Genomic DNA, 11,911 nt, shown 5'->3' with positions numbered 1-11,911 from the left:
GCTCCCCATGTTCGGCATTGCAGATTACGGCGCCTTCGTCGCCGCCATCGTGTTGTTCCTGGCCATTCCCGGGCCGGGCAACCTGGCGCTCATCACCTCGACCGGCAAGGGTGGCGTGCGTGCCGGCATGGCTGCCTGCCTGGGTGTGATTGCCGCCGACCAGGTGCTCATGTGGGCCGCGGTGGCCGGTGTGGCTGGCCTGCTGGCCGCCTATCCGGCGGCCTTTTCTGCGGTGCAGTGGCTGGGTGCGCTCTATCTGGGCTGGATGGGCTTCAAGATGCTTGCAGCCAAACCTGGCGACGCGCCGGTGCTGCACATCGCGCCGCGCCAGTACTTTCGGCAGGCGGCCGTCATCACACTGCTCAACCCCAAGGCCATCGTGTTTTACATGGCGTTCTTTCCGTTGTTCGTCAACCCGGTCACGCACCGCGGGATGATCACCTTCGCGGCCATGGCGGCGACCATTGCCACGCTCACCTTCCTGTACTGCCTGGTCGTGGTGCTGCTCACGCACTTTCTGGCCGAGCGCATGCGCGCCAACCCCACGGTGGCGCGCGCGCTGGAGAAAACGGCAGGGGTGTTCCTCATCGGCTTCGGCGTCAAGCTGGCCATTTCCAAGTAACAGTGAATAGCGGCGCATGGCCAAAATTTTTTGCATTGCCAATCAAAAAGGTGGAGTCGGCAAAACCACCACCACCGTCAATCTGGCTGCGGGCCTGGCCACCATAGGCCAGCGCGTGCTGATGGTCGATCTGGACCCGCAGGGCAATGCCACCATGGGCTCGGGCGTGGACAAACGCCAGCTTGCGCTTTCGGTGTACGACGTGCTGCTAGAAGAGGCCAGCGTCAAAGAGGCCGCCGTACTGTCCGAGCAGTGCGGCTACTGGGTACTGGGCGCCAACCGCGAGCTGGCCGGCGCCGAGGTGGAGCTGGTGACGCTGGAGCACCGCGAGCGCCGCCTGAAAGCCGCCCTGGCCGCGGTCGATGCCGACTACGACTTCGTGCTGGTCGATTGCCCGCCCAGTCTGAGCATGCTCACCCTCAATGGCTTGTGCGCGGCACATGGCGTGGTCGTGCCCATGCAGTGCGAATACTTTGCGCTAGAAGGCCTGACCGATCTGGTCAACACCATCAAGCAGGTGCACGCCAACCTCAATGCCGACCTGCAGATCATCGGTCTGCTGCGCGTGATGTTCGACCCGCGCATCACGCTGCAAAACCAGGTTAGCGAACAGCTCAAGGGCCACTTTGGCGACAAGGTGTTCAACAGCGTCATTCCTCGCAACGTGCGCCTGGCGGAGGCGCCCAGCTACGGCTTGCCTGGCGTGGTGTTCGATCCTTCGGCCAAGGGCAGCCAGGCCTTTGTCGAATTTGCGCAAGAGATGGTGGAGCGGGTGAAAACCATGCCGGCGCCCGCTGCTTCCATAGCCAAAATGGTTTCCAGCGCTTGATAGTAAAGCGCTGACAGCTATCAGATTAGTAGCAATTGGCCGTCAACACCCGCCATGAAGTCCTCCAACATCCTGCTGCTGCCCGGCTGGCAGAACTCCGGCCCCGGCCACTGGCAAAGCCTGTGGGAGCAGCGCCACGGCTACCAGCGTGTGCAGCAGCACGACTGGATGCGCCCGCTGCGCGGCGACTGGTCGGCGCGGCTGGAAGAAGTGGTGGTCGATGCCGACGGCCCCGTGGTGCTGGTGGCGCACAGCCTGGGCTGCATCCTCGCCGCGTGGTGGGCGGCCCACTCGCGCCACACCGCCAAGGTCCACGGTGCCCTGCTGGTGGCGCCCGGTGATGTGCAGCGGCCCGAGGTGGCCGCGCATATTCGTGGCTGGGCACCCATCGCGCGCCAGCGCCTGCCGTTTCCGGCCGTGCTGGTGGGCAGCCGCAACGACCCGTATTGCAGCCGCGAGAGCGCCGAAGGCTTGGCGCGGGACTGGGGCGCGCGCTTCGTGGACGGTGGCCACAAAGGCCACATCAACGCCGAATCCGGCCTGGGCGACTGGCCCGAAGGCCATGCGCTGCTGGGCGCATTGATGAACAAGGACTGAAAACACATGGTCACCAAAAAACCCAAGGGCCTCGGCCGCGGACTGGAAGCCCTGCTGGGCCCCAAAGTGGCCGAGGTGGGCGAGCAGGCGCACGCCCTGCAAGACGGCCTGCCCAGCCAGTTGCCCCTGAGCGAACTGGTGCCCGGCGCCTACCAGCCGCGCACCCGCATGGACGAGGGCGCGCTGTACGAGCTGGCTGAAAGCATCAAGGCGCAGGGCATCATGCAGCCCATCCTGGTGCGGCGCCTGAGCGACGAGCAGGCCCTGCTGCGCCGCCAGCAGCGTGCAGAGCAGGGGCCGTCGCCCGCGCTGGGCCCGCTGAGTCCGGACGGGCCCCTGTACGAAATCATTGCCGGCGAGCGGCGTTTTCGCGCCTCGCGCCTGGCGGGGCTGGACGCCGTGCCGGTGCTGGTGCGCGACGTGCCCGACGAGGCCGCCGCCGCCATGGCGCTGATCGAAAACATCCAGCGCGAAGACCTCAACCCGCTGGAAGAAGCGCAGGGCCTGCAGCGCCTGGTCAAAGAATTCGGCCTGACGCACGAACAGGCCGCGCAGGCCGTGGGCCGCTCGCGCAGCGCGGCCAGCAACCTGCTGCGCCTGCTCAACCTGGCCGAGCCGGTGCAGACCATGCTGATGGCCGGCGACATCGACATGGGCCACGCGCGCGCGCTGCTGGCGCTGGACCGCGCGGCCCAGATCACCGCGGGCAACCAGATCGCGGCCAAAAAGCTGTCGGTGCGCGAGGCCGAAAGCCTGGTCAAGAAGCTGGGCGCAGAATTTGCCCTGACGCCGCAAAAACCCCAGAAAGACAAGTCGCGCGACCTCAAGCGCGTGGAAGAAGAGCTGTCGGACCTGCTCATGGCCGAGGTGGAAGTGCGCGTCAAAAAGCGCGTCAAGCGCGCCGGCCGCATCGAAGAGATGGGCGAGCTGGCCATTCAGTTTGGATCGCTGGACGCACTCAACGGCCTGATCGAACGCCTGCGCGGCGAATCACCTCGCTAGCGTGCAAACTGCTGCCCAACTTCTTAGCGTGGCGCTATATTCCGCCCGTCGCCCGTCGCCCGTCGCCCGTCGCCCGTTGCACGAGCGCGGTGTTTTACTTCCAAGCTGCCGGATGGCCTGAAAACCATCTGGCTACCGGGCGGGCCACCCAGGCCGCAGGCACCCGTGCTGCTGACGTGGGCTACCGCGCGACAAGACGGCAACACTTTGCATAACCCCACACAGAGAGGACTCATCATGAAAAAGCAACTTGCCGTGACCGCGCTGGCGGCGCTGGCGCTGAGCGGCTGCGTCACCACCGACATGCGCATGGGCTCGCCCGAGGCCAAGACCGCGGCCACCGGCGCGGCTGGTGGCGCCAATGCCGAGAACGCCAACACCGAGCTGGAGCGCTGTGACTCGCCGCTGGGCACCGTCTCGCTGGTCGAGAACCAGACCGCCGGCTGGTACACCATCCTGACCCAGCAATACCGCCTGCCGCCCACCGCGCAGTTGTTGCGTCTGATGATCCAGCAGTCCAACTGCTTCGTGGTGGTCGAGCGCAGCGCGGCCGGCATGAACGCCATGACCCGCGAGCGCGCCTTGATGCAGTCTGGCGAGATGCGCGGCGGCAGCAACATGGGCGGGGGGCAGATGGTGGCATCCGACTACGGCCTGTCGCCTGAGGTGATCTTCAACCAGAACGACGCGGGCGGCATGGGCGGTGCCATTGGCGGGCGTGCGGGCGGCATCTTTGGTGCGCTGGCGGCTGCCACCAAGACGCGCGAGGCATCCGTGATGCTGACCCTGGTGGACAACCGCTCGGGCGTGCAGGTGTCCGCCTCCGAGGGCAGCGCATCCAAGACCGACTGGGGCGGCATGGGCACGCTGCTCGGCGGCGCCGCAGGCGGCGCGCTGGGCGGCTACACCAAGACTGCTGAAGGCAAGGTGATTGCATCGGCCTTCATGGACGCCTACAACCAGATGGTCAAGTCGCTGCGCAACTACCGCGCCCAGACCGTCAAGGGCCAGGGCCTGGGCGGCGGCGGTCGCCTGGGGGTGGACGGCGGCGCTGCGCCGTCACAGACATCGGCACCCGGTGCCCGTGCAGGCGCGCTGATGCCGTTGAAGGCCGCGCAGCAAAAGCTCAACGACCTGGGCTACAGCGCTGGCACGCCCGACGGCGCCATGGGCCGCGCCACGCAAAACGCGCTGCGTACCTTCCAGAAAGACCAGGGTCTGCCGCAGACTGGCCGTCTGGACCGCGCCACCTCGCAGGCGCTGTCGGCGCAGTAAGCCCGGCCCGTACAGAGGCCGCCTGCGCCGTGACGGGCGCAGGCGCTTTCGCCTGCGCTGTTGCGGATCGTGCAGGCCAGAGCAACTACCGGTGTCACCCCCGCGCAGAAACGTCACACCAGTCCAATCCGGCGGCCGAGGGTCATGCCCCATGGCTGCCGGCCCATCACTGCGGTGGATTGCCTCCTTCGCCGCAATGACGGTGTGCAGTGGGCGCGTCGGGGCTGGCGCGGTAGCGTCACCCCCCACCCCGGTGCGGCGCGGAGCCCCGTGCGCCGCCACAGGCCGCCCAGCAGCCACAAGTTATTGGTATTGCCGCCAGGGCGTGACTGAAACGGTTTGAATAAAACGTGGTGCCTGCCTGCGGCACCCCAAATCAATAAGATCACGCCCATGACAACCGCAACCCCCACCCTGCGCCAGGATGCGCGCACCATCGGCCTGATTGGACTGGCGCATGGCTCTTCGCACTTTTTTCACCTGCTGCTGCCGCCGCTGTTTCCGTTTCTGATTGCCGAGTTCGGCTTCAGCTACTCCGAGCTGGGGCTGCTGGTCTCGGTGTTCTTCGTGGTGTCGGGCGTGGGCCAGGCGCTGTCGGGCTTTCTGGTGGATCGGGTGGGCGCGCGGCCGGTGCTGTTTGTGGCGCTGACCAGCTGTGCTCTGGCGGGTTTTGCCGCGGCCAGTGCCAGCGGCTACGTCGGTCTGGTCGTGGCCTCTGTGCTGGCGGGGCTGGGCAATGCACCGTTCCACCCCGTGGACTTCACCATCCTCAACAAGCGCGTGTCGCCCGCGCGGCTGGGCCATGGCTTCTCGGTTCACGGCATCAGCGGCAACCTGGGCTGGGCCGCGGCGCCGGTGTTCATGGCGGGTATCACCTCGGTTACGGGTTCATGGCGCATGGCCTGCCTGTGCGGCGGCCTGCTGGCGCTGGCGGTGCTGGCCATCATGGTCTGGAACCGTGATGCGCTGGACGACCGCCAAGGCAGCTGGGCGCACGCGCCGGCCAGGGGCACGGCCAGTGCCGCCGCGGTGCAGGAGCACCCGATGGCCTTTCTCAAGCTGCCGTCCGTGTGGCTGTGCTTCTCGTTCTTTTTCTGGAGCACCTGCTCGCTCAGCGCCATCCAGAGCTTTGCCGGTCCGTCGCTGCAACGCCTGTACGACCTGCCGCTGTCGCTCACCGCGATGGTGGTCACCGGCTACATGCTGTGCGGCGCGGCGGGCATGGTGATCGGCGGCTTTCTGGTGGGCCGCGTGGTGCGGCTGGAAAAGACCATCAGCATCTGCCTGCTGGCCTCGGCCGCGCTGCTGGCGCTGGTGGGCTCGGGCGCGCTGCCGGGCATGGCAGCGCTGGCGGCCACCGCGCTGGCGGGCATGGGCACGGGGCTGGCCAGCCCGTCGCGCGACATGCTCATCAAAAGCGCCGCGCCCCCCGGCGCTACAGGCCGCGTGTACGGCACGGTGTATTCGGGGCTGGATCTGGGCTTTTGCCTGGCCGCCCCCGTGTTCGGCGCCATGCTGGACGCTCAGATGAACGCCGGCATCTTCTACGGCTCGGGCCTGGCGCTGGTGCTCAGCGTGGTGTCGGCAGGCTTTGTGGGCGCGCGTGTTGCGGCGCGCAGGGCCTACGCCGTTTAATGGTCTTTTTGCCATCCAGCGCTTATCAATCAAGCGCTAGCAGCTATCAATAAATGAGTTGCTGACTGATGGCCCTGGCCGGGCCGCCGCGCTCAGCGGGCGGGGCGGCGCTCGCCCGAGCACACCACCGCCACGCGCTGCAGGTGCAGCATCTCCAGCTCGGTGCTCATGAAGAACGCGGCTTCCCAGGGGTTTTTGAGGATGAAGGCGGTGCGGATCTGCTCGTGCAGGGGCGACTCGCGCGGCACCAGGTGGGCGCGGGTTTCCAGGATGGTGTAGTTCCACTCGATCGCCTGCTCGAAGGTGAACTTGGCGCGCTCGTCGATGGTGAAAAAGCACCGCGCCTCGCGCTTGAGCACCTGCGACTTGAAGGTGCCGGGCATGGAGATCAGAAAAACATCGTCGTCCTGCGATGTCAGAAACGCCAGCACGGTGGTGTGCGGCTGGCCCGCAGCCAGCGTGGTGAGCACGCCCACCTTGTTGTGATGGTCTTTGTCCTCGACGGGCTGCAGCTGCTGCAGGGGCGTGACCGGCAGGCCCGCGGGCGCGCGCGCATCGACCGGGAAGGCGTACCCCGGCGCGCGATACTCCTCCACCACGCGCGTGCCGTGGATCAGCATGAACTCGACCGGCTCCAGGGTGGCCCAGCTTTCTTCGGCGCTGATCACCCGCCCCTTGTACGAGGTGCGGTACACGCGCAACTCTGCGTCCAGTTCATCCACGCCCGTGCGGTTGTCCAGGTGCAGCGTCACCAGCGAACCCACGGCCAGCGCATGGCCCTTGGGGATGAACACCTGCAGCTGGTTGTTGCGCCGCGGGTACACCACGCCAATGTGGTGCACGATGCCCTGCACCTGGTAGGAGGCCAGCACCCCCAGCAGCTGTTCACCGAGATAGTCCTGGAGCGCCATGAAATGTCTTGAAGGATTGCGTTGATGGAGTGGGGTGAAAGCGGACAGCAGCGCGCGGCACCCACAAGCCTGTCATTTTGCGCCGGGTGGGGGACTGTCTTTGGCCGGCTTGAGCGCCATTTTTCAGAATGCTCTGTTGCCAAACAGGAAACTCATCAAAATGGCGCGGCAGTGCCCCCTGCGCTGCATTTGCCGCTGCTTGTGGCTGCACAAGCGTCATCCGAAGGAGACATCCATGTCCAAGGTACTCGTTCTGTATTACTCGACCTATGGCCATATCGAAACCATGGCGCAAGCCGTTGCCGAGGGCGCGCGCTCTGCCGGCGCCACGGTGGACGTCAAGCGCGTGCCCGAGACGGTGCCCGCAGACATCGCCAAGGGCGCGCACTTCAAGCTGGACCAGGCCGCTCCCGTGGCCACGGTGGCCGAGCTGGAGCGCTACGACGCCATCATCGTTGGCGCCCCCACGCGCTTTGGCCGCATGCCGTCGCAGATGGGCAGCTTTCTGGACCAGGCCGGCGGCCTGTGGGCACGCGGCGCCCTGACCGGCAAGGTGGGCGCGGCCTTCACTTCCACGGCCACGCAGCACGGCGGCCAGGAAGTGACGCTGTTTTCCATCATCACCAACCTGATGCACTTCGGCATGGTCATCGTGGGCCTGCCCTACAGCTTCCAGGGCCAGATGACGCTGGACGAAGTGGTGGGCGGCAGCCCCTACGGCGCCACCACCATCGCGGGCGGCCAGGGCCAGCGCCAGCCCAGCGCCATCGAGCTGGACGGCGCCCGCTACCAGGGCCGCCTGGTGGCCGAGACGGCCAACAAGCTGTTTGGCGGTTGACCGACCACCTGCCGCCTGGATGCGTGCGCTGCCCGCCCCGTGCGGTATGTGTTGGGACTGTCTTGAAGGCACGGCCGGGCAGTCGGCGAGATGCTTGCGTCAGCGGGCCAGAAACACCGCCAGCGGCGGCAGCAGCACTGCCGCACCGCACAGCACCTGGGCCCAGCGGGCTGCGCGCCAGTGTTGCAGCAGGGCAGCCGCGCACAGCGCCGCCAGCACGAACATGAGGGCGGCCATCAGCGCAGCCGGCGCGCCATCCACAAAGGTGGTGGCGCGCGTGTAGCGGTGCGGGGCATGATGAAAACCGCGCCCCGCCACGATGAGCCAGCCGCCAGCCAGGCCGCACAGGCCCAGCGCAGCAATGGCCAGCTGCGCGGCGCGAGACAAGGGGGTGACTGGCGGCATGGTGTGTGGTGGGTTGGGGTAAAAATGGCTCCAGCGCTTGTGCTATTTGCGCTGGCAGCTATGAAATTAGAAGCAATGATTCGATCGGTGCGTGCCCTGTCACAGCGCAAAAATCTTCCCCGGATTCAGGATGTTGTGCGGGTCCAGCGCGCGTTTGATGGCGCGCATCATGTCCACCGCGCCTGCGCCGGCCTCGTCCACCAGAAAGCCCATCTTGTGCACGCCCACGCCGTGCTCGCCGGTGCAGGTGCCTTGCATGCGCAGTGCGCGGGCGACGAGCTGGTGGTTGAGCTGCTCGGCCGTTTCGCGCTCGGCGGGGCTGTCGGGGTCGATCAGGTAGCCGAAGTGAAAGTTGCCGTCGCCCACATGGCCGACCAGAAAGTACGGAATGCCGCTGGCGTCGGCCTCGGCCACCGAATCCAGCAGGCAGTCGGCCAGGCGGCTGATGGGCACGCAGGTGTCGGTGCTGATGGCCTTGCAGCCCGGGCGGCTTTGCACGGCGGCAAAGTAGGCGTTGTGGCGCGCCGTCCACAGGCGCGTGCGTTCTTCGGGCGTGGTGGCCCATTCAAAGGCCCCATTTTCCCGTTTCGCGCCCCATTCGCTGGCGATGGCCTGCACGGTCTGCGCCTGCTCATGCACGCCGGCGGGCGAGCCGTGAAACTCCATCAGCAGCAGCGGCTCTTCGCGCAGGCCCAGCTTGCTGTGCGCGTTGACCATGCGCACCGCGTTGGCGTCGATCAGCTCCACGCGCGCAATGGGCACGCCCAGCTGGATGGTCTGGATCACGGTGCGCACCGCCGCCTCGATGCTGGGGAAGGAGCAGATGGCCGCGCTCACCGCCTCGGGCAGCGGGTGCAGGCGCAGGGTGATTTCGGTGAACAGGCCCAGCGTGCCCTCGCTGCCCACCATCAGCCGCGTCAGGTCGTAGCCGGCGCTGCTTTTCTTGGCGCGGGTGCCGGTGCGGATCACTTCGCCGCTGGCGGTGACCACCTGCAGCGCCAGCACGTTCTCGCGCATGGTGCCGTAGCGCACCGCGTTGGTGCCGCTGGCGCGCGTGGCGGTCATGCCGCCAATGCTGGCGTCGGCGCCGGGGTCGATGGGAAAGAACAGGCCGGTGTCCTTGATGGCCTCATTGAGTTGCTTGCGGGTGATGCCCGGCTGCACGGTGACGGTGAGGTCGTCCGCATCCACGCTCAGCACGCGGTTCATGCGGCCCATGTCGATGCTGATGCCGCCCTGCACGGCCAGCAGGTGGCCCTCCAGCGACGAGCCCGCGCCATAGGCGATCACCGGCACGGCATGCTGCGCGGCCAGGCGCACGGCGTCCTGCACGTCTTGCGTGCTGTGGGCAAACACCACGGCATCAGGCGGCGGCGCGCTGATCGAGCCCTCGTCGCGCCCATGCTGCTCGCGCACGGCCGCGGCGGTGGAGCATTGCGCGCCAAAGCGCGACTGCAGCGCGGCCTGCAGCGCGGGCGGCACGTTGCGTGGCGTGTCGGCCGGCATGTCGTGGGGGCGGGTGATCGGGTGGGCGGTGTTCACGCGGGGGCTCCGGGGAAAAGGGTAAAAAAAGGGCAAGAAACGGGCGGATGCACTGTCATTTTTGACGGTGTGCCGCTGGATAAACTGGCCCGACACTTTACTTTGAGGAAGGGATTTTTCATGGCTTCAGTCAGCGTGGGCGCCTGCCTGTCGGGCGCGTGGGATCTGTTCAAGAAAAATGCCGTCACCCACGTGGTGTGCACGGCGCTGGTGATGGTGGTCAGTGGCATCAGCGGCGGCCTGCTGGCGGGCCCGATGCTGGTGGGCTACATGCGCATGATCGAGCGCGAGGGCCGTGGCGAGGCAGTGCAGATCGGCGATGTGTTCCGCGGCTTTGACGACTTTGTGCCGGCCTTTGTGGCCTGGCTGATCAGCAGCCTGGTGCTGTCGGTGGGTTTTTTCCTGTGCGTCATTCCGGGGCTGCTGATCATGGCGCTGCCCTCGGTGGCCCTGTACCTGGTGGCGCGCGGCGAGCGCGACGGCGTGGCCGCCTTCAACCAGGCGTGGCGCACCGTCACGCAAAACCTGGGCCCTGCGTTTGTCTGCGCGCTGGTGCTGGGCATCGTGGGCTCGCTGGGCTTTTTGCTGTGCTGGGTGGGCGCGCTGCTGACCTTGCCCATTTCCGTGATCGGCTCGTACTACATGGCGCGCCAGCTGCTGGGCGATGGGCCTGCTTCTGATGAGCCCGTTGCACTGCCCCGTGCCTGAAGCGGCGACCGCGCCCATGCATGACGGGGCGCCCGCGCGCACCGGGCGTTTTGCCGCCTGGACACCGCTGGCGCGCCACGAGCGCCTGCAGCGGCTGGGCCTGGGCCTGGCCTTGCCGCTGGCCATGGCTGCCACGCCGCTGTGGCTGCAGCAGGGCGTGGGCATCGGCTGCGGCTTTCGGGCGCTTACCGGCTGGCCCTGCCCGCTGTGCGGCGGCACCCACGCCTGCGCGGCCCTGGTGCAGGGCGACTGGGCGGGTGCCTGGGCGTTCAATCCGGGTGCCGTGGGGCTGTTGCTTTGGCTGCTGGTGCTGGCCGCGCAGGCGCTGGCGGAAGGCGGCGTGGGGCGGCGCCGGCCCCGGCGCTGGCCCTGGGCGCACCCGGCGGTTGCGGGCGCGGTGGGCGGCGGGCTGCTGCTGTCATGGGCGGCGCGCCTGGCGGGTGCGGTGTAACGCGCCCGGCTATCCAGGGCGGCCAACCGGGTGCGGCGCCGCGGGTCATGGGGCTTTGCGCTGCGGGTGCGACGGCCCGTGCAGGAGTCCCGCACAATCGGCGCCCTGCATCGACCGAGGAGTAATCGCCGCATGGCAAACAGACTGACACAGATCGCCACCCGCACCGGCGACGACGGCACCACGGGCCTGGGGGACAACAGCCGCGTATCCAAAAACAGCAGCCGCCCGCATGCCATGGGCGACGTGGACGAGCTCAACAGCCACATCGGCCTGCTGCTGTGCGAGCCCCTGCCGGCGGACGTGCGCGACCTGCTCGTCGATGTGCAGCACCAGCTGTTCAATCTGGGGGGCGAGCTGTCCATCCCCGGCTTTGCGCTGCTGAAGGACGATGCGCTGCTGCAGCTGGACAACGCCCTGGACCACTACAACGCGCAGCTGCCGCGCCTGCAGGAGTTCATCTTGCCCGCCGGCACCCGCGCCGCCGCCCAGGCCCATGTGTGCCGCACCGTGGCCCGCCGCGCCGAGCGCGCCGTCGTCGCCCTGCAAGAGCACGAGGCCATGCGAGCCGCGCCGCGCCAGTACCTCAACCGCCTGTCGGACCTGCTGTTCGTGCTGGCGCGCGTGCTCAACCGCATGAATGGCGGTGACGATGTGTACTGGAAGAGCGAGCGGCTGGCGCAGCAGGCGACTGGTGGTGCCAATGCTGCTACTGAATAGATAGCTGCCAGCGGACTCTAGGCAAGCGTCAAAGCCAATAGCGGTCTGATTAGCGACATGCTTCAGACCGCTTTCTCGCTACTTCCCCTGCTGGGGGAGGCTTGGGGTGGGAGCCTGCCTTGTGCACCTCAAAAACCATTTGGGGCGCACGAGCCGAGCCCCATCCCCGCCTTCCCCCATGGGGGAAGGAGCCTGAGCCAAGCCGTCAATCAGGCATAACGGTTTGAAACTGGCGCGCCCCAAAAGAGGGCAGCCAAGCAAGGGCCGCCCCGCAGCGAGGGCTGCGTCCCCCTTCCCGGAGCGCGCAGCGCGTAGAGAGAAGGGGCTGAGGGGCGCGGCTCCAAGCCTGCCTGCGCAGGGTTGGACGTCCCCGAAG

The 11,911-nt window shown here is 67.4% G+C and carries 13 protein-coding genes; 10 read left to right on the top strand and 3 right to left on the bottom strand.

The annotated features are described in order from the left end of the window. The first annotated feature begins 7 nt into the window (after positions 1-7). The 6 genes from AB7E35_RS11245 to AB7E35_RS11220 all read left to right on the top strand — a co-directional run bounded on the left by AB7E35_RS11245 (position 8) and on the right by AB7E35_RS11220 (position 5,960). Positions 8-622, top strand: a complete 615-nt coding sequence (locus AB7E35_RS11245; RefSeq protein WP_428163541.1) for a LysE family transporter — start codon at positions 8-10, stop codon at positions 620-622. A 16-nt stretch (positions 623-638) separates the two neighbouring features. Next, the gene (locus AB7E35_RS11240) at positions 639-1,451 is read left to right on the top strand and encodes a ParA family protein (protein WP_428163542.1); all 813 of its coding nucleotides are present in this window, start codon (positions 639-641) and stop codon (positions 1,449-1,451) included. 54 nt (positions 1,452-1,505) lie between these two features. Beyond that, entirely contained in the window at positions 1,506-2,048 is a 543-nt protein-coding gene (locus AB7E35_RS11235; protein ID WP_428163543.1) for an RBBP9/YdeN family alpha/beta hydrolase, read from the top strand. A 6-nt stretch (positions 2,049-2,054) separates the two neighbouring features. After that, positions 2,055-3,050, top strand: coding sequence for a ParB/RepB/Spo0J family partition protein (locus tag AB7E35_RS11230; protein ID WP_428163544.1), 996 nt, complete (start codon positions 2,055-2,057; stop codon positions 3,048-3,050). A gap of 237 nt (positions 3,051-3,287) precedes the next feature. Then, positions 3,288-4,325, top strand: coding sequence for a peptidoglycan-binding protein (locus AB7E35_RS11225; protein WP_428163545.1), 1,038 nt, complete (start codon positions 3,288-3,290; stop codon positions 4,323-4,325). A gap of 393 nt (positions 4,326-4,718) precedes the next feature. Then, positions 4,719-5,960 carry an MFS transporter gene (locus tag AB7E35_RS11220; RefSeq protein ID WP_428167579.1) on the top strand — a complete coding sequence of 414 codons (1,242 nt, stop codon included), beginning with the start codon at positions 4,719-4,721 and terminating at the stop codon, positions 5,958-5,960. Between the two features lie 92 nt (positions 5,961-6,052). Here AB7E35_RS11220 and AB7E35_RS11215 read toward each other — a convergent pair whose 3' ends face one another. Next, positions 6,053-6,871 carry a hypothetical protein gene (locus AB7E35_RS11215; RefSeq protein WP_428163547.1) on the bottom strand — a complete coding sequence of 273 codons (819 nt, stop codon included), beginning with the start codon at positions 6,869-6,871 and terminating at the stop codon, positions 6,053-6,055. Positions 6,872-7,106: 235 nt separating this feature from the next. On the opposite strand from AB7E35_RS11215, the gene wrbA reads away from it, so the two are divergent. Further along, complete coding sequence (gene wrbA / locus AB7E35_RS11210; protein ID WP_428167578.1) at positions 7,107-7,709, top strand: NAD(P)H:quinone oxidoreductase; 603 nt, start codon at positions 7,107-7,109, stop codon at positions 7,707-7,709. 99 nt (positions 7,710-7,808) lie between these two features. Here the strand turns inward: wrbA and AB7E35_RS11205 are convergent, their stop codons facing one another. Beyond that, positions 7,809-8,114 carry a hypothetical protein gene (locus AB7E35_RS11205; RefSeq protein ID WP_428167577.1) on the bottom strand — a complete coding sequence of 102 codons (306 nt, stop codon included), beginning with the start codon at positions 8,112-8,114 and terminating at the stop codon, positions 7,809-7,811. 99 nt (positions 8,115-8,213) lie between these two features. Then, on the bottom strand, positions 8,214-9,620 hold the full coding sequence (locus AB7E35_RS11200; RefSeq protein ID WP_428167584.1) for an FAD-binding oxidoreductase: 1,407 nt from the start codon (positions 9,618-9,620) through the stop codon (positions 8,214-8,216). Positions 9,621-9,776: 156 nt separating this feature from the next. On the opposite strand from AB7E35_RS11200, the gene AB7E35_RS11195 reads away from it, so the two are divergent. The 3 genes from AB7E35_RS11195 to AB7E35_RS11185 all read left to right on the top strand — a co-directional run bounded on the left by AB7E35_RS11195 (position 9,777) and on the right by AB7E35_RS11185 (position 11,535). Next, positions 9,777-10,364 carry a hypothetical protein gene (locus tag AB7E35_RS11195; protein ID WP_428167576.1) on the top strand — a complete coding sequence of 196 codons (588 nt, stop codon included), beginning with the start codon at positions 9,777-9,779 and terminating at the stop codon, positions 10,362-10,364. Then, a complete protein-coding gene (locus tag AB7E35_RS11190; protein WP_428167575.1) occupies positions 10,357-10,815 on the top strand; it encodes a DUF2752 domain-containing protein in 459 nt (152 codons plus the stop codon). Before AB7E35_RS11195 ends, AB7E35_RS11190 begins: the two co-directional genes overlap by 8 nt. 132 nt (positions 10,816-10,947) lie before the next feature. Next, positions 10,948-11,535 (top strand): cob(I)yrinic acid a,c-diamide adenosyltransferase, encoded by a 588-nt coding sequence (locus AB7E35_RS11185; RefSeq protein WP_428167574.1) that lies wholly within the window; start codon positions 10,948-10,950, stop codon positions 11,533-11,535. Positions 11,536-11,911 lie beyond the last annotated feature (376 nt).

The organism is Diaphorobacter sp. (genome assembly GCF_050251835.1).
Taxonomy (GTDB): domain Bacteria; phylum Pseudomonadota; class Gammaproteobacteria; order Burkholderiales; family Burkholderiaceae_C; genus JBFXIE01.
Note: the sequence above shows the minus strand (reverse complement) of the source record. Positions and strands in the feature narration are given on the sequence as shown.